This window comes from Faucicola mancuniensis (assembly GCF_046523945.1).
Taxonomy (GTDB): Bacteria; Pseudomonadota; Gammaproteobacteria; order Pseudomonadales; family Moraxellaceae; genus Faucicola; species Faucicola mancuniensis.
The window spans coordinates 1,566,427-1,584,936 of record NZ_CP171363.1; the positions used below are offsets into that span (position 1 = coordinate 1,566,427).

Annotated in this window: 16 protein-coding genes and 1 pseudogene; 8 read left to right on the forward strand and 9 right to left on the reverse strand. The window is 40.3% G+C overall.

Going from position 1 to position 18,510, the window contains the following annotated elements; all coding sequences use genetic code 11:
• Positions 1–92: 92 nt before the first annotated feature.
• The 5 genes from ccoP to ACGTJS_RS07730 form a co-directional block, all read right to left on the reverse strand.
• Positions 93–1,169 carry a cytochrome-c oxidase, cbb3-type subunit III gene (ccoP, locus tag ACGTJS_RS07710; RefSeq protein ID WP_410471647.1) on the reverse strand — a complete coding sequence of 359 codons (1,077 nt, stop codon included), beginning with the start codon at positions 1,167–1,169 and terminating at the stop codon, positions 93–95.
• Complete coding sequence (locus ACGTJS_RS07715) at positions 1,166–1,342, reverse strand: cbb3-type cytochrome oxidase subunit 3 (protein ID WP_410471648.1); 177 nt, start codon at positions 1,340–1,342, stop codon at positions 1,166–1,168. Before ACGTJS_RS07715 ends, ccoP begins: the two co-directional genes overlap by 4 nt.
• Positions 1,342–1,959, reverse strand: coding sequence for a cytochrome-c oxidase, cbb3-type subunit II (gene ccoO, locus ACGTJS_RS07720; protein WP_315043447.1), 618 nt, complete (start codon positions 1,957–1,959; stop codon positions 1,342–1,344). The genes ACGTJS_RS07715 and ccoO overlap by 1 nt, the downstream gene beginning before the upstream one ends.
• A 12-nt stretch (positions 1,960–1,971) precedes the next feature.
• A complete protein-coding gene (ccoN, locus tag ACGTJS_RS07725) occupies positions 1,972–3,441 on the reverse strand; it encodes a cytochrome-c oxidase, cbb3-type subunit I (protein WP_315043449.1) in 1,470 nt (489 codons plus the stop codon).
• A 384-nt stretch (positions 3,442–3,825) separates the two neighbouring features.
• Positions 3,826–4,344 carry a YdcF family protein gene (locus ACGTJS_RS07730; RefSeq protein ID WP_410471649.1) on the reverse strand — a complete coding sequence of 173 codons (519 nt, stop codon included), beginning with the start codon at positions 4,342–4,344 and terminating at the stop codon, positions 3,826–3,828.
• A 380-nt stretch (positions 4,345–4,724) separates the two neighbouring features.
• Here ACGTJS_RS07730 and ACGTJS_RS07735 point away from each other — a divergent pair, with 380 nt between their 5' ends.
• The 3 genes from ACGTJS_RS07735 to ACGTJS_RS07745 all read left to right on the forward strand — a co-directional run bounded on the left by ACGTJS_RS07735 (position 4,725) and on the right by ACGTJS_RS07745 (position 9,492).
• On the forward strand, positions 4,725–7,556 hold the full coding sequence (locus ACGTJS_RS07735; RefSeq protein ID WP_410471650.1) for a ComEC/Rec2 family competence protein: 2,832 nt from the start codon (positions 4,725–4,727) through the stop codon (positions 7,554–7,556).
• Between the two features lie 126 nt (positions 7,557–7,682).
• Positions 7,683–8,759, forward strand: a complete 1,077-nt coding sequence (gene sppA / locus ACGTJS_RS07740; RefSeq protein WP_410471651.1) for a signal peptide peptidase SppA — start codon at positions 7,683–7,685, stop codon at positions 8,757–8,759.
• A gap of 13 nt (positions 8,760–8,772) precedes the next feature.
• Complete coding sequence (locus ACGTJS_RS07745; RefSeq protein WP_410471652.1) at positions 8,773–9,492, forward strand: CPBP family intramembrane glutamic endopeptidase; 720 nt, start codon at positions 8,773–8,775, stop codon at positions 9,490–9,492.
• On the opposite strand, the gene dusA is transcribed toward ACGTJS_RS07745, so the two are convergent.
• The 3 genes from dusA to miaB form a co-directional block, all read right to left on the reverse strand.
• Positions 9,481–10,452, reverse strand: coding sequence for a tRNA dihydrouridine(20/20a) synthase DusA (gene dusA / locus ACGTJS_RS07750; protein ID WP_410471653.1), 972 nt, complete (start codon positions 10,450–10,452; stop codon positions 9,481–9,483). The two genes, ACGTJS_RS07745 and dusA, sit on opposite strands and share 12 nt — an antisense overlap.
• 139 nt (positions 10,453–10,591) lie before the next feature.
• On the reverse strand, positions 10,592–11,305 hold the full coding sequence (locus ACGTJS_RS07755; RefSeq protein WP_410471654.1) for a M15 family metallopeptidase: 714 nt from the start codon (positions 11,303–11,305) through the stop codon (positions 10,592–10,594).
• 10 nt (positions 11,306–11,315) lie between these two features.
• Positions 11,316–12,758, reverse strand: a complete 1,443-nt coding sequence (gene miaB / locus ACGTJS_RS07760) for a tRNA (N6-isopentenyl adenosine(37)-C2)-methylthiotransferase MiaB (RefSeq protein ID WP_410471655.1) — start codon at positions 12,756–12,758, stop codon at positions 11,316–11,318.
• Positions 12,759–13,248: 490 nt separating this feature from the next.
• Here miaB and ACGTJS_RS07765 point away from each other — a divergent pair, with 490 nt between their 5' ends.
• From ACGTJS_RS07765 to ACGTJS_RS07785, 5 genes are all read left to right on the forward strand, one after another.
• Positions 13,249–15,234 carry a transglycosylase SLT domain-containing protein gene (locus ACGTJS_RS07765; protein ID WP_410471656.1) on the forward strand — a complete coding sequence of 662 codons (1,986 nt, stop codon included), beginning with the start codon at positions 13,249–13,251 and terminating at the stop codon, positions 15,232–15,234.
• Between the two features lie 194 nt (positions 15,235–15,428).
• Entirely contained in the window at positions 15,429–16,424 is a 996-nt protein-coding gene (locus ACGTJS_RS07770) for a malate dehydrogenase (protein WP_410471657.1), read from the forward strand.
• Between the two features lie 148 nt (positions 16,425–16,572).
• Entirely contained in the window at positions 16,573–16,818 is a 246-nt protein-coding gene (locus ACGTJS_RS07775) for a DUF2789 family protein (RefSeq protein ID WP_410471658.1), read from the forward strand.
• 125 nt (positions 16,819–16,943) lie between these two features.
• The gene (locus ACGTJS_RS07780; protein ID WP_410471659.1) at positions 16,944–17,264 is read left to right on the forward strand and encodes a YcgL domain-containing protein; all 321 of its coding nucleotides are present in this window, start codon (positions 16,944–16,946) and stop codon (positions 17,262–17,264) included.
• 53 nt (positions 17,265–17,317) lie between these two features.
• The gene (locus ACGTJS_RS07785; protein WP_315042126.1) at positions 17,318–17,737 is read left to right on the forward strand and encodes a resolvase; all 420 of its coding nucleotides are present in this window, start codon (positions 17,318–17,320) and stop codon (positions 17,735–17,737) included.
• 52 nt (positions 17,738–17,789) lie between these two features.
• On the opposite strand, the pseudogene ACGTJS_RS07790 reads toward ACGTJS_RS07785, so the two are convergent.
• Positions 17,790–18,134: pseudogene (locus ACGTJS_RS07790) on the reverse strand (septal ring lytic transglycosylase RlpA family protein); the annotation flags it as partial.
• Between the last annotated feature and the right edge of the window lie 376 nt (positions 18,135–18,510).

Genomic DNA, 18,510 nt, shown 5'->3' on the forward strand with positions numbered 1-18,510 from the left:
CACAAAAATTGCGATATCTTTTCAAACTTTATCCAAAAAAAAATCATAAAAAAAGCGAGCCATCAGACTCGCTTTTTTGTGTGACAAAATAATTATTTTGCAGCAACTGGCTGACCGCCACCCAATGAGTACACATAACTTGCTAACAACATAATGCGTTGATTACCAAGTTTGTTATCCCAGTGTGGCATCACACCTGCACGACCATCACGAATGGTTGTACGTACTGTTTCACGGTCGCCACCAAATAACCAAGTGTTGTCTGTCAAGTTCGGTGCACCCAAGTCAGGATTACCTTTACCTTTTTTACCATGACAAACCGTACAGTTCGCGTCAAAGATAGCTTTACCTTGAGTTACCAATGTATTGTCTAGCTCGCCATTGGCTTTTGAGCCATGTTCAGGCGATAAAGACAACACATATTCGGCAGCAGCACGAACGCCGTCTTCACCGATTTGGTTTTTCCATGATGCCATTGCACCAACGCGACCGTGTTCAATGGTTTGTAAAATACGTTCTGGTGTACCACCGTGTAACCAATCGTTGTCGGTTAGGTTAGGGTAGCCGACTGCACCACGGGCTTGTGAACCATGACACAATGCACAGTTTTGTAAAAATAGACGTTGTCCGATTTTTACGGCTTGTGGGTCTTTTGACAGTTTTTCAACCGTTGGTGCTAAAGCCACCAATTCTTTGTCAATTTGGGCTTTTAAATCGGCATTTGGTTCAGCGTTTTTGCGTTGCTCAGCTTGTAATTTATCCAAGTTGGCAAGTTTTGCAGTTACGGCTGGGTCTTGTACGATTTTGTCAAATGTACCGATAAAAGTTTTGTTGTTTTTTTCCAAGTCGCTCAGCAACTCGTTTTCACTTGTCCAAGGTTCTTGTCTACCGTTGATTTCAACAGTGGTGATACCTTTCCAAGCGTGAGGCAACAATGATGGGTATAATAAGAAATACAATACACTCCACGCCATTGTACCAAAAAATACAATCAACCACCATTTTGGTAATGGTTTGTCATACTCTTGGATACCGTCATATTCATGCCCTGTAGTGCCGTCATCTTCCATTTTTGGGCGATAGCCTAAAGTACCGACCAACCAATAAAGAATCCACAACCAACAGGCAATTGTTAAAACGGTAACCCATAAACTCCAAAATAAGCTCATTTCTTATCCTTACTGCGTTCTGAATTGATATTTTTTATCATATCGTCATCTAACGCAAGCTTTGCATCTTCTTCAAATCGGTTGCGATTTTTTGGTGAGTAAGCCCACCAAACAATCGCAAGAAACGCAATGAATGCCGCAACAGTTGCTATACTATGTAATGTAGCTAGCATTAGCGTTGTCCTTCCATTGCTGTACCCAGTTGCTGTAGATAAGCAACGACCGCATCAAGCTCAGTTTTACCTTGTACCGCATCAGGTGCGCCTTCAATGTCAGCATCGCTGTAAGGCAGACCAAAACGGTCACGGAACAGTTGCATTTTTGCTTGTACTTGCTCACCATTCACGGCACGTTTTGCAAGCCATGGGAACGGAGGCATTACCGATTCAGGTACTAATGATTGTGGGTTGATTAAATGTTCACGTTGCCAGTCATCTGAGTAGCGTTTACCCACACGGGCAAGGTCAGGACCTGTACGTTTTGAACCCCACAAAAATGGGTGGTCCCATGCAGATTCTGCTGCACGGCTGTATGGTCCGTAACGTTCTACTTCAGCACGCAATGGACGAATCATCTGCGTATGACACACATGACAACCTTCACGGATATAAATATCACGACCTTCAAGCTCTAAGGCTGTCCAAGGTTTCATATTTGGCAAAGGTTGGCTCACATCTTTGGTAAAAATCAGCGGAACAATCTCAATCAAAGTCGCAAAGCTAATTGAAATGACAATCAAAATTAGCATAAGACCCGTATTTTTTTCAATGATTTCATGATTTAATTTCATATTGTCCCTCCATTATGCTTGTTTTGTCAAAATCGTGTCTTCAACAGGGGTAGAGTCCACCACCTCAACACGCTTCATATCAGGCATAGTAACGGTTTTATACACATTATACGCCATAACAAACATACCAGATACATATAATAAGCCACCAAACGCACGACCAATATATGGATAATGTGAGAACAATACAGTATCAACGAAGCTATACACCAATGTACCGTCTGGGTTGGTTGCACGCCACATCATGCCTTGACCGATACCAGAAATCCAAAGTGATACGATATAAAAAACTGTACCTGCGGTTGCTAACCAAAAATGCACCGTAATCAAATTGATAGAATACATTTTTTCTTTGTTCCACAAACGTGGAATTAACACATACAAAGAACCAATGGTAATCATACCAACCCAACCTAACGCACCAGAGTGAACGTGTCCCACAGTCCAATCAGTGTTATGTGATAGGGCGTTTACCGTTTTGATTGACATCATTGGACCTTCAAACGTACTCATCGCATAGAATGACAACGCAACAATCAAGAAACGAATAATTGGGTCAGTACGCAATTTATCCCAGCTACCAGACAAGGTTAAAACACCGTTAATCATACCGCCCCAAGATGGTGCAAACAAAATCAACGAGAAAACCATACCCAAAGACTGAGTCCAGTCAGGCAATGCTGAATAATGCAAGTGGTGTCCACCCGCCCACATATAAGACGTTACCAATGCCCAAAAGTGAATAATAGACAAACGATAAGAATAAACAGGACGACCGATTTGCACAGGTACAAAGTAATACATCATACCCAAGAACGCCGCAGTCAAATAAAAACCTACCGCATTATGACCATACCACCATTGCACCATCGCATCGGTCGCACCGCCAAACAACGAATAAGATTTCCAAAAACTCAAAGGCACCGCCATACTATTGATAATATGCAACAACGCAATCGCAAGAATAAACGCACCAAAGAACCAGTTTGCCACATAAATGTGCGAAGTCTTACGAATCATCAGCGTGCCAAAAAACACTACCGCATAAGCCACCCACACAAGGGTAATCAAAATATCAATCGGCCATTCAAGCTCGGCATACTCTTTTGACGTTGTCAAACCCAATGGTAACGTAATGACCGCTGCCACAATGACCAAATTCCAACCCCAAAACGTGAACCACGCCAAATAAGGAGCAAATAGCCGAGTTTTACAAGTACGCTGAACAATATAATAAGAAGTTGCAAATAATGCACAACCACCAAATGCAAAAATCACCGCATTGGTGTGTAATGGACGCAAATGGCTAAAAGTTAGCCAAGGAATCCCAAAGTTAAGCCAGGGCCAAGCTAATTGTGACGCAATAAATACGCCAACACCCATACCGATAATACCGTACACCACTGCCATGATAGAAAACATTTTAATCAATGTAGTTTCATAATCATCAGTGGCAGGTATTGCTGTTGTTTGTAAATTCATTTGATGATTTCCTTTACAGCCTAAGTTATCAACAAGTTTAAGCAACCTATCAGCAAATTTGCAAATCAAAAAACCGAATTACAAACCCCACTTAACTTTTTATCTAAATCATGTTGGCTTGCAAATGCTGGCTTATCTAAAAATTGCAAAACATCATCAAAAAATGACAACCTTGCCTAAACTTCCGATTTTCATAATCATATTGTAACTCAATCTTTGCTAAATATCACCTAATGTAAACAGATAAATGCAAAAAAAAATTACAGATGACAACATTATAATACGAAAACCATAAAAAACGTAAGGATTTTTTGCTAAAACTGTCATTTTAAGCCAAAAATTACCCAAATGTTGCCAGAAACCCAAAAAAAATCGTCCAAATCATTAGTATTCGCCCAACACCCAACCACTCACAAACGCAAAATACTCACGCAACCAATTATTATAACGAATATAAACAGGCGTGACCGCCCCAGCCGTCATCACATCGCCAAACCCTTGTTTTTTGGCAATCGCCAACGCACGAAGCGTATGAAAATCACTGGTAACAATCACAATCGGCTCATTTAGCTGAATATTAGCATTTGCTAAAATCATTTGACTATTTTTTAAATTCAGCTCAGTACTGATACTTTTACTTTCCAACGCCATCGGATTTTTTAGTCGATATTTATCAAGCAAATACGCACGCATGACGGACGCTTCGCTCACCGTTTTGTTAAAACCCACGCCCCCAGTCAAAATCAACAAAGTTTGTGGATTTTTGTTGGCAATACTTGCCGATTTGTCCAAACGGCTTGCCAACACAGGCGTGGGTTTGTTGTTTTTAAAACCTGTCCCAAGCACAATTATCGCTTTAACATTGTCAAAATCAGCCGTCTGACTGTAGCGTAAATTTGCCATTAAATAACTGATAAATATCAAAAAACTGACAAACCAAACTAAAAAAACTGCCCAAAGTAACTGCCAAATCCGCTTCAAAATCCATTTTTTTTGTAAAAAATCAACTATTTTTTGCCAAAAAAGCCCATGAATCAATAAAAATCCACCAATAAAAAAAGGCAACACCACACCCAAATGCAACACGCCAAAACCAATCAACAAATATAAGGTATAAATGACCAACAAAATACCAGTAATACTCAACAGCAAGCGAAAAAAAGACCACTTTGATGTAAAAATATAAAAATTTTTCATAAAAACATTGTAAAAAAATAAAGATTGTTTACTATAGCGTATTTTCAAACGATATTCATAACAATTTTAACAAAAAAGGAAAAACCATGCTTTGGGTGCTTGTGATAGCCAGTATTATCGGTTTTTTGGCGGTAACGCCTGTTAGTCAATTTTTGCCGATAAACACGCTATTAGAGCAAGATTTTGCTTCACATTTAGGGCTAAATTATATACTTTTGTTCGTTATTTTTATCAGTATGATTGTTTATTTTTTTGTGCAAAAACAATCAGTTATCCTTGATAATCAATTTTCTATCACTGATATTGTCAAACAAAAACTACCAAAAACTTTGCTACTTATTTGGTTATTTTTGCTTACTTTAATCAGCAGTTTAAGCGTTGGTCTGTATGATTATCAACAATACCAAAATAACTTGTTAAAACAAAAACTTAGCCTAACTGCGACTATCAAAGTCAATCAATTAAGCGACAGTGTTAGCCAAATCATTGACGTGAACAATCAGCCAACAATTTTTGGCAATAGCTATCCAAGACAAATTTGGCAAATTATCCATGTAGATGACTTTGCAGGCGATGACAAACTTTTAACAAAAATTAACAATATCAATGTGTTAGCTAGTGTGGATATCAGTAAAAACCCTGATTATCAGCTAATTTTAAAGCAATTAAAACCTAACGACATGCTTAAAGTCAGCCTTGATATCATGCCAATTAATCAACAAAATTTTGATAATTTACCAAAAAATGCCAAAATCATTTCCATCGGTTTTGATGAAAACAACTATCTACGCCAACGCCATGTGCAAGCCTTAGCAACCGTTACCCAGATGGATAAAAATAGCCTAAGTGAATTTAACCTTAATCAATATCCAATGTTAGAAAAAAATTTGGCAAAAGATATCAAGCTTTTTGATAATTTATTGATAAAAATAGAAAAACTACGTTGGCAACTGCGTCAAAATATCCAACAAAATTTTATCAAAACCATTCAAGCTGATAATATTCATGATAACCAAACTATGATTCAAAAAAATCTAAACAATCATGCGATTTTGTTGGGGCTTTTGACAGGCGATAGGGCGTTGATGATGAGCGACATCAAAAACCGCTATCAACAAGCAGGTATTAGCCATTTGTTAGCGATTTCAGGTCCTCATGTGCTGATGCTCGCTAGTGTGGTGTCGCTGTGGGTGTTGGCATTTGTCAAATATTTTTTACCAAATCTGCTATGCAAACTGCCAAGCCGACTGTTGGTGCTGTGGGTGAGTGTGTTGGTGGCGTGGTTTTATGCTTTGTTGGTCGGTTTTGAGTTGCCTGCACAACGTACCTTTTGGCTGTTGCTACTTACCACACTTGCCAGTCAATTTTTAATCAACAATCGTCCGTTTTTACTACTGGCTTCGGTGGGGCTTGTGATGATGTGGTGGGATACGACTGCGGTGCAACAAGCTGGGTTTTGGTTGTCCTTTGTGGCGGTCGGCTTGCTGATGAAATTTAGTGAACAAGTTGGCAATATGAATAATATCCAAATCTTTGAAAAATCAGATACTTGGCAATCAGACAATTCAATATTTGAGCGAATTTGGCTAAAGATTAAACAAGAGTTTGTGTTGTTGTTTAAGTTACAACTGTGGTTGTTTGTGTTGATGTTTCCGATTGTGATTTGGTTTTTTGGCAAAATTTCGTTGGTGAGCGTGGTGGTGAATTTGTTCGCTGTGCCATTTTTGGGTTTGGTGGTCGTGCCGTTGGACATGTTGGCAGGAATATTGTCTTTATTGCCTGTAGTGAGTGGGCTTGGTGGTGTGATTTGGGGCGTGTTGGGCGGTTGTTTGGCGGTGTTTCATGCGGTGTTGGATTTTGTGTTACAGTTTGATTTTTCCAAACAATTATTTGTTTATATCAGTCAAAGTCAGTCAATTTTATGCGTGTTATTGGCAGTGATTTTGGCAAGTCGTGGCATTTTGTCAAAAATTTTCATGTTGCCGATTTTTGCCATGATAGCATTGATTTTTATCACACAAAAACAAGACAATCTAAACAATCCAAAACTAATCGTGTTAAAAAATACTCAAATCAATATTCAGTTATTATTAATAAAAAATCAAAGTTGGCTGATATTATCTGACAATAAACGCATTTATCAAGATACCAATAAATTAAAAAATAACCAACAAAAACAACAAGATAATATTTTAACCACTGGTAATGACAATGAAAAAACCGAACGAGTGTTAAACAATGATATTTATCCGATTTTGGCAAAATATCATGTGAATACGCTCACAGGCGTGATTAGCCAAACGCCGACTGATAGTACCAATCAAATTGTGCAACATTTGGCAAGGAAAATGACGATTTCGCAGTATTATTTGGCAGGGTTTGACGCAATAAAACCATTAAAAAATGAGCAAAATCAAGCCTTTACATTTGACAATATCACGCCAAAATCATGCCGTGCCGAGCAAGTTATCGCTTCTGATGATGATTTTAGCTTGACCGCTTTGACAGGTTGGCAGTTAAATTTATCGGACAGTCAAATTAGCCAAAAAGAACGTCATGCCTTACAAACGTGTTTTTTACAAATCAATTCTCATGATAAAAACAAGCAAAATCAACAAGTTAGTATTATTGGTGCAGGGAGCGATAGTTTGCCCATGCAAATGTCAATGATGATGTATAGTAAGGCGTGCTTAACAGACAATGTTGATTTATTTATCAGTCCCTTTGCGTTACGTTTTGACAAAGATTGGTTGATATCGGCAAGTCCTAAGCAGTTGCACGTGGTAACAGGGCGATTTGATAATCAAAAATTCAATGAAAACAATCAGTTTGATTTGTTGGCTTTAAAAGCGAAACCCAAAGTGTTGCAAAGTGATGATGTGGGCGTGGTGGAATATCAGTTAAATGTTAAGCCTTGATTTTTAAAAAAATTTAAAAAATAGGGAAAAAATTACAATCGCTAACAATCATTACACGTTACCAATTGTAATTTTTTGCCAAAAGCCTTATTATGGAGTTTTATTTTTTTATTTTAGGATAATCAAATGTCAGATAATTGGCTACCAGACCCTAACAAACCACAAAACCAACAAAATCAACAACCGATACACAATCCAATCCATCAACAAATCCCTAGCCAATATGCGGGCAAAGAATGGCAGTTGCTTGAAAAAACCTTGATGGCAAGTATCCAAGAACAACGCCGTGCCAGACGTTGGAGTGTGTTTTTTAAACTTTTGACTTTTGGTTATATTATCGTGGTGGGGTCTTTGATGGCTCGCAGTTGTCAGCAAACTGATGGCAATCCCAAAGCCTTGACAGCAAGCGTTACCGAACCACATTTGGCTGTGGTGGAGGTTAAAGGGGCGATTGCTTCTGGTAACGAAGCCAACAGCCGTGATATTAACAAAGCCTTAAAAGACGCTTTTGAAAATGACAGTGCCAAAGCGGTCGCTGTGCGGATTAATTCCCCCGGTGGCTCGCCTGTGCAGTCGGACGAGATTTTTCAGACCATGCGTGAGCTTCGCAAAGAGCATACCGACAAAAAACTGTATGCGGTGATTGAAGATATTGGTGCGTCTGGGGCGTATTATATCGCTGTGGGAGCCGACGAAATTTGGGTCAATCCGTCAAGCCTTGTCGGTTCAATCGGTGTGATTATGCCAAGCTATAACATTGAAAAACTGATGGACAAAGCAGGCGTGACCGATGGCACAATGCACGCAGGCGAGTATAAAGATATTTTGAGCCTAACCCGTCCGATGACCGATTTTGAGCGTACCCATGTGCAAGGCGTGCTAGACAACACGCATAAGCATTTTATTGATGCGGTCAAACAAGGGCGTGGTAATCGCTTAAAAGACCCAGAAGCCAATCATCTATTTTCAGGGTTGTTTTGGAGTGGGGAACAGGCGATTGGACTGGGGCTAGCTGATAAAGCGGGCAGTTTAAGCAAACTGGAAAAAGAATTAAAACTGGACAAGGCTGTTTTGTATAACCAAAAAGACCCAATGCAACAGATTTTTGGGCGTTTTGCCACCCAAATCGGTCAAGGCATGGGCGAAAGTTTTGCCAATCAAATGGACTCAAAACTACAAAACGACAGCAAAGAACTCAAATAACTCAAGAAAACCCATGACAAATACGCAAAAATTGTACGGTTTAACAGGTACAGTCATTTTATCTTTGACTGTGCTTTTTGTGTTTTTATTTAGCCAAGTATTGGGCGTGTTGCTCTTTGCCCCATTTTTTTTGCCAAATGGGGCAAATTTATCCCTTGATAATCAAATCCTGCAAGGCACACAAAATGGCACGATAATTAGTTTAACCGCTTTGGTTACGCTGTTGTGTGTGTGGCTGTGTATTTTTTTTACAATCAAATTTAAAAAGGGCAATGTTAAACAATTTTTGGCAATCAAAGGCTTTGGTTTTAAAGACTTTTTGGGTTTTGGCGTGGCGTTGATTTTGTTAAACGTGGTTATCAATGGCATAACCGTTTGGCTGGATAGAGAACCCATGCTGTTTATGGACGAATTGGCGATAAGTGCCAACCCGTTATGGTTGCTTATCGTGGCGATTGTGGTGATTGTGCCGATTTATGAAGAATTGATATTTCGTGGCTTTATTTGGTCGGGTTTGGCAAGTTCAAAGATTGGCATTTGGGGGGCGAGTGTGATTACCAGTATCCTGTTTGGACTGGTGCATATGCAGTACGAAGCAGTGGAAATGGTGATGATTTTTGCGTTGGCGATGTTGTTTAGCTACGCTCGGATTCGCACGGGGTCGCTGTTGTTGCCGATAATGTTACATATGATGAACAATGGTTTGGCAATGGCACAATATTTAGGCATTTAAGCGTAACACTTCTTCACCTGCATTTTTGATTTGCTCAATTGAAATAGACTTTTGTCCACTTAAGGCTTGTCGCCATTTTCGGCTACCGTTTAGCCCTTGAAACAAGCCCAAATAGTGACGCATTAGCACGGTCAAAGGTCTTCCATGTTGCTCACAATTCGCCAAAAATTCTAATAATTGATAAAAAATATCGGCACGATTTGGTACTGTTTCGCCCCACAACGCCATACTTTCTGCCAAAATATACGGATTGTGATACGCTTCACGCCCAATCATCACACCATCTACATGATTTAAATGAGTTTTTATTTCATCAACTGTGGTAATACCGCCATTAATTTCCACAAAAATATCGGGGAAATCTTGTTTTAAACGATACACATCATCATAACGAAGTGGCGGAATTTCTCGATTTTGTTTTGGGCTTAAACCCTGTAACCATGCAATACGAGCGTGAATGATGACATGACGGCAACCTGCTTTGACAATCGCTTCAACAAAATCACGCATAAATTCGTAACTGTCAAAATTATCAATACCAATGCGGTGCTTGACAGTAACAGGAATGTTCACACTGTCTTGCATGGCTTTGACGCAGTCGGCAACAAGGTTTGGCTCTGCCATGAGACACGCACCGATTTTGTAATGTTGCACACGATCGGACGGACAGCCGACATTCAGATTAATCTCGTCATAGCCATAATCTTGCCCAAGTTCGGCACATTTTGCCAAGTCAGTCGGATTTGCACCGCCCAACTGCAATACAACTGGGTGTTCGTTGTCAAAAAAGCGTAAATGATGGTCGGTATCGCCTTGCAAAATCGCAGACGTGCTTATCATTTCGGTATAAAGATAGACGTGCGGATTAAATAGGCGAGCAAAAGTTAAGAACTCAGGCGTACTCCAATCTATCATCGGGGCAGTAGACAGGCGTTTTTGGTGCATATTGATGGTTGGCATAATTTTTGATTTTGGTATTGTCAAATGAAACAAAAAACCCTTGAAAAACAAGGGTTCAATAGATAAGCTAAAATTGTGCAAACTATAACAAAGTTAAACAAATAAAGTCAATGTTTTTGATACTAACCATTACAATTTATTAGATAGCACGCCATTGCGATTTTGGCAAATTAAAACATTGTCCATTGGCTAACATACGTTTAGCTTCTACGGTTTTGGTATATTTCCAATGCCAAGACTCTTCTGAAATCCCTGTCGCACGAGAATAAGTCGGTGTAAAGGTTTGCTCAAAGCCATAATTTTTTGCATTGTTGAGTAACCAACGATAGCCTGTGGTTTTGGCAAAATTGTGATTAATCGGCGTAAAATCAATCGCCAAACCTGTATGATGTTCCGAAAATCCGGGGGGTGATGACACATAATAAATTTTACTGATGGATTGTCCTGCTGATTTTTTACGTTGAACAATCCCACGCTGATAGTCAACTGAACGAAATGCCGAACCAATCGTCAAAGTAACGCCTTGACTGCGTGCATCAGCAATCATGCGTTTTAAGTCGCCTGCCGCCATTTGGTGGACTTTATAGCCGTTTACCGTTACCAAATCGCTACTGGACGCTTCTGGGAATTTAAAATGATAAAATCCTGCATTGCCCGCAACGCCGTAATATTCACAAGTCGGCGTGCCATTCGCATTTGATTGATGATTGGTCGGTTGTGCTTGTCGCTCTTGAACAAGTGATCTATTATTGCTACTTTTGATATCGTCTTTCATCGCAAAAGCGACAGGCAACAATACAATGCCACCAACAATCGCACCTACAGCCAATAACTGCTTATTGTTAAATGCCATAAAATACCCCTTAACCCAAAATTTCCGCCAATTCACCTTCAACCAAATGCGGACTAACCGCTCTGATAACTTTAACCGTAACAAATTTACCAATCAAATCATCATCGCCTTTAAACATCACCGAGCGAGTGTTGTCCGCTGTACCCAACAAATGTTCTGGGATACGGCTAGCGTGTTCTTCTACCAGCACTCGCACGGTTTTGCCGACCATATCTTGGGTTTTTTGCCAAGTGGATTTGACAATCACGTCTTGAAATTCGGCTAGGCGGGCTTTTTTGGTTTCAAGGCTGACATTATCAGGTAAGTCAGACGCAGGTGTACCGGGGCGTTTTGAATAAATAAAACTGTAAGAATGGTCAAAATCCAAATCTTTGGCAAGCTGTAAGGTTTCGTTAAAATCTTCGTCCGTTTCATTCGGAAAACCGATGATAAAATCGCTAGATAACAAAATATCTGGTCGGATTTCACGCAATTTGCGGATTTGTTCAATATAAATATCTACCGTGTGATTGCGTTTCATCGCTTGCAAAATACGGTTTGAACCGCTTTGAATTGGCAAATGCAAATGCGAAACCAATTGAGGAATTTTGCCATAGGCTTCAATCACGTCATCAGTAAATTCAAGTGGGTGGCTTGTGGTGTAACGAATGCGGTCAATGCCGTCAATATGTGCAACATAGTACAAAAGTTCGCTAAAACGGCAAATCGTACCGTCATGTTTTTCGCCACGATAACCGTTTACATTTTGCCCCAATAGATTCACTTCACGCACGCCTTGCTGTGCCAATGCGTCAATCTCGGCAAGCACGTCATCAAGCGGACGAGAAATCTCTTCGCCACGGGTATAAGGCACAACGCAAAACGAGCAATATTTTGAACAGCCTTCCATGATAGACACGAACGCTTTAAAACCTTCTACTTTTGGCTCTGGCAAAAAGTCAAATTTTTCAATACTTGGAAAAGACACGTCCACCACACCAATGCGATTTTTTGGCGCGATGTCGCCTTGTTGCGTGGATTTATCATACAACTCTGGTAAACGGTGCAAGGTCTGCGGTCCAAACACCATATCCACATAAGGGGCACGTTTTTGGATATTGTCGCCTTCTTGACTGGCGACACAGCCACCGACACCGATAACCAGATTCGGGTTTTTTTCTTTTAATTTTCGCCAACGTCCAAGACCCGAAAACACTTTTTCTTGTGCTTTTTCACGGATTGAACAAGTGTTCATAATTAGCACGTCCGCTTCGTCAATATTATCGGTCAAAACCATGCCATGGGAGTCGCCTAGCACGCTTGCCATTTTTTCTGAATCGTAAACATTCATTTGACAGCCTTGTGTTTCTATGAACACTTTTTTGGCTTTTGGGTGGGTGCTTTCAACAAAATCTGGCGTGATTTGTTGTGTTGGTTTTGGGGCGGTTGCAGGATTAAAAACGCTAACGGTCATAAAATTTGCCTATTTATCATATTTTTTTATAACCGATTATTATAGCAAATTTTGCAAATTTTTTGTGAAAAAAATGATTATTCGGTATTTTTATAGTGATTTAAATTAGAAATAGGAAACCGTTCGCCCTGAGCTTGTCGAAGGGTCGATTTCCACTTCGCTTTGCTACGTCTTGCGAAGCAGTGCTTCTCAGGTTCGACAAGCTCACCACGAACGGAAACTTTGTCTTAATTCTATTTTAATTCACTATATTTTGATAAAATTTTAATTGATAATTCGCAACAATTTTAAACAATTTTAAACAATTTTAAACAATTTTAAACAATTTTAAACAATTTTAAACAATTTTAAACAATTTTAAACAATTTTAAACAATTTTTTAAGAATTTAGCAAGTTTTTTTGACAAAGGCGTTGTATAATCTGTTACCCATTTTTAGCCATTTTGTCAAAACATTTGATAACATTTTTTAAAACCACGTTGGAAAATATATGAATATGTCAAAAAAAGTCAGTCTATCTATTTTGTCGTTGTCCGTGTTGGCAACTTTTACCCAATCGGCGTGTGCCAATCCAAACCCTGCTAACAACTGGAATGCCAAAGGCGATATGTATTTTAACGATGCTGAGCGTGCGAGCCGTAGCGGTGGCTATATGTACCAATATCAACAACAAATGGCAGGCTCAAACCTTGAGATGTATCCAGAATATTGGCAACTCAATCAATATTTATCCAGCCAACAGCCCAATACCATTATTAATTTTGTCAATCGTTATCAAGGCTCGGTGATGGCGGAAAAACTGGTCGCCGATTATGCCGAGGAAAAAGCCCGTCAAGGCGATTATGCGTCTGTGCGTGCGGTGGCAAATTATATTACCAATGCCGATGCCAGCGAAGCGTGTGCCATTGCGTTGGGCTTTAGTCAAGGTGGCGACAGTATGCGTGCCTTTGTGGAAAAAAACAAAGTTTGGCTAGATACTACCAAAAAACAGCCAGAATTGTGCCTAAGATTGGCAAGCGAAATGAATAATAATGTGATGATTAGCAACGATGACCGCAGTCAGCGACTGTATCGCATGATTCGCATAGGCAATAACAGCGAGATTGTGCCGTTGGCAAGCCGTTTGGGTGTGGCGTTGGATTATATGCAATTGGCAAATGTGGGCAATAATCCCAACGCATTTTTGGCAAATATCGGCAGTTTGTCGCCAACGCCTGCCAATCGTCTGCTGTATCTGGTCGCTTTAGCCAGAATGACGGACAAATCGGTCAATGAAGCAGGTATGCAGTTGCAGTACGATTTACAGCGTAGTCCGCAGTTTTTTGACGAACGCACAAAACGCCATGCCTATCGTACGCTTGGCGTGGCTCGTATGAATGTCAATACCGATATCGGTTTTAATGTGGAAGCGGTGGATTGGTTCAAAAATAGCCTTGGCGAACCGTTTAATTTTGAAGAAGCCGAAGATTACGCCCAAGCCAGTATTCGCTTTAGCCGTTGGGCAGATTTGGCAAATGCGATTGGGGCGATGGACTACAAAACCCAACAAGAACCCATTTGGCAATATTGGTTAGCAAAAGCCTATAACCATGCAGGCAACGCCCAACAAAAACAACAGGCTCGTCAAATGTTTACAAATTTATCACAAAAAAATGATTATTATGGGCTGTTGTCAAAAGACCAGTTGGGACAACGTTTTAACCAAATGCCAACTGCCAAACAACCGACCAACAGCGACTACAACCGCCTTGCACAAGACCCACATTTTAGCCGTGCCTTTAGCTTGTATAATATGTCAGCCGACCGAGCGTATGCCAACCGTGAATGGAACTGGGCGGTCAGAAAAGCCAGCGAACGTGGTGACAACGCCATGATTTTGGCAGGCGCACAACGTGCCAACGACATGGGCTGGCATGACAGAGCGATTTTTGCGATTGAAACCACTCGCAGTTTGCCAAATGTCGCTTTGGCGTATCCCATGCCTTATCAATCTGCCATCGTCAGCTATAGTCAGCGTTTTGGCATTGACCCTGCGTGGGTGTACGGCATTATCCGCCAAGAAAGCCGTTTTCAAGCCAGTGCCAAATCAGGCGTTGGGGCAGGGGGATTAATGCAAGTTATGCCCAATACCGCCAAAGAAGTCGCTCGCAAACTGGGTGAACCCTACAACGCAAGCAACATCACGCATGGCGATACCAACATTCGTTATGGTACGTTTTATCTTAGCGATATTTTTGGACAACTAAGTAGTAACCCAGCTCTTGCCACCGCAGGCTATAATGCAGGGGCAAGTAAGGCTCGCCGTTGGCAACCTGACTTTGGCTCATTGCCTGCCGACCAATACGTTGAGTCCATTCCTTATCCAGAAACTCGTGGCTATGTCAAAGCAGTCATGGAAAACACCGCCAACTATGGCGTATTGCTTGGCGAACAACAATCCATCAGCCAACGAATGGGAACGATTTATTCAAAATAACTCATAAAAAGTTAGCAAAACACTTGGCACTTATTTTCATTACAAAATCACTTTATTTTCATGTCAATAAGTGCTAAACTTTTACGCAAAATTTTATCCCCACCTTGTCAAAATCATTTTTTTAACCAAATTATTATTTTGACAAATCTTTCAACTTTAGACAAAAGTTTATTACTTCAAACTAGGAGTTTTTTATGTCAGCATTAAAACAACCAGTCCGTGTTGCCGTTACAGGTGCCGCAGGTCAAATCAGCTACTCACTACTATTTCGTATCGCATCAGGCGACATGCTTGGCAAAGACCAACCTGTTATTTTGCAACTTCTTGAAATCACCCCAGCACTAGAAGCCCTAAAAGGCGTGGTAATGGAGCTTGAAGACTGTGCATTCCCATTATTGGCAGGCGTGGTACAAACTGATGACGCAAATGTTGCATTCAAAGACGCTGATTATGCGTTGTTAGTCGGTGCTCGTCCACGTGGACCTGGCATGGAGCGTAAAGACCTGCTAGAAGCCAATGCCGCGATTTTCTCTGCTCAAGGCAAAGCATTAAATGACAACGCCAGCAAAAACGTGAAAGTATTGGTAGTTGGTAATCCAGCGAACACCAATGCTTTGATTGCACAACGCAATGCCCCAGACCTAGACCCACGCAACTTCACAGCGATGACTCGCCTAGACCATAACCGTGGTATGGCTCAATTGGCAGAAGAAACCGAAACCACCGTAAACGACATCAAAAAAATGATTATCTGGGGTAACCACTCATCTACCCAATACCCAGATTTGACTTTCACAACCGTAAAAGGCAAACCAGCCCTAGAACAAGTACAACGTGATTGGTACGAAGGCACTTATATCCCTAATGTACAACAACGTGGTGCAGCCATCATCAAAGCACGTGGTGCGTCATCAGCCGCTTCAGCTGCTAACGCTGCGATTGCTCACATTCGTTCATGGGCGTTAGGCACAGACGAAAATGATTGGGTATCAATGGGCGTTTACTCAAATGGCGAATATGGTATCCAAAAAGGCTTAATTTACTCATTCCCATGTACTTGTGCAAATGGCGATTGGAAAATCGTTGAAGGCTTAGATGTTTCATCAGCTTTCTCACAAGAGAAAATGAAAGCGACCGAAACTGAATTGGCAGAAGAGCGTGATGCGGTAAGCCACCTATTGCCAAACTAATGTTTGTAAATGTCGAACATTATCAAAACCCTTTTGTTTCGGCAAAAGGGTTTTTTACATAACTGATATGAACGGTTACACAGTTTATCTATTGTAATGCCAAGATTTTGTTAAAATAAAATCTCAATCCATGCAATGGAGAACAACGATGTTAGGCGAAATTCAATATACCCTAAACGACCTATTCGCACAATTAGGACTGGACAGTACAGATGAAGCAATTCAACAGTTTGTGGTTGATAATCAACTCAACGAAAGCACCAAATTGGTAGATGCACCGTTTTGGACTGACAACCAACGCAAATTTTTAAAAGATGAATATCGTAAAGATGCAGGTTGGATTGAAGTGATTGATGACTTAAATGCCCGTTTACATAAAGACAATATGGCATAAGAACAAAAATCTAAACCGGAAATCAAAAAAAATACCACCAGTTGCGTGGTATTTTTTTTGATGTTTCCTTATGAATTTTTTGCTAAAATACACGCTTTAAAATTTTGATAAAACAAGAGAAAATTATGCATTGTGATGTTTATAAATTTAGCAAAAAAGATGATTTGTATGTTTATATTGCCCGCCCAAACTATCCTAATGATACTGATGAAATCAAAGATTGGCTTGCTGTTTTGCCAAAAGATTTTCGCAAAGCTATCGGGCGTGAAACTTTTGTTATGCACCTAGACTTAGCGACCACGCCAAAGTTGGCTCGTGTCAATAAAGATGATGTGTTGGCAAAACTTGCCGAACAAGGTTATTTTGTACAAATGCCACCTGAAGATGTGCTGCTGCGACAAGCCCAAATGAATCTAGCAGAAGCACAACAAAATAAATGGCAATAAGCCAAATTTATGGTAAAATAGGCTATTTTTTGTAATCATTTAAAAGGCGACCCATGGCACTACCCATCTCACTAGACCAACTTGGCGAAATACTTGGCGAGATTATCGTATGGTGGACGCAACTGGTCAAAGGTATTCCTGCTGAACAACTGCCAACCATTGCATATCTAAGTTTTTCGGCGATTGTTTTATTGCTCTGGATATTGGTCGCACGGATTTTTCCAAGAACGTTGGGCGGATTAAGCTGGATTATTTTGTGTGCGATTTTATTAACGCCGACCACGTCATTAGGTCCTGTGCCAGAAATCGCCCCTGCGAGTATTTCAGTGGCTTATGGTATTTTGTTAAAAGACACAGCCATTATTTTTAATGGGCTTTTGCCTATCATGGTGGTGATTACAGTGGGCTGTATTTTGGGATTTTTTTGGCAAATTGTCAAAATGGGTTTGGAAAAAATGATAAAAAAAGCATAAATAAAAAAAGTATGAATTTTCATGCTTTTTTTGTGCGATAAGAAATGTTGGGTTAATTTGGATTGGCAACTCGCTCAATGACAACGTTACCTGTGCCTGTGTTCACAATACCGATTTGTTTAGCAGCGGCATAGGATAAATCTACCACACGGTTGCTAGAAAAAGGACCACGGTCATTGACTTTGACCACCACGCTTTTGCCGTTAGATTTGTTGGTTACTTTGATATAGCAGTTCATCGGCAATGAGCGGTGAGCGGCGGTTAAAGCATTTTGGTCAAAAATATCGCCACTGGCGGTTTTTTTGCCATGAAACTGACGACCATACCACGATGCGACACCTGTTTGGCTAAATTTGGTAACTGTGGTTGAGGCAACGGCAGATAGACGTTCTAGTACGTCTTTATCATTTGATTGGGATTTTTTTTCGTTGGCTAAAATTTGACTGTTTAAGGCAAGAGAAGTATTGATACTAGCAGGTTCACGAGCGGATTTGACTAGGTCTGAAGCGTTGTTATGCTGGCGTGACAATTCGCTTAAAACGTGGTCTAAATTGTCATTGGCTTTGCTATCAGCCGCTTGGTTAGTGGTGCTAACGGCTAGGGCTGAGCAAAGACAAAGAAACATAGCTACATGACGAGTTTGACGCTTGAACATAAGCACCTCTTAAATATTTTTAAACGCAAAATGTTTGCGTTAATTGATGTATTTTTAATCTATTTTTATCATTAAACCATAATCTTATTATGGTGTTGATGGCATACGATACGCAATA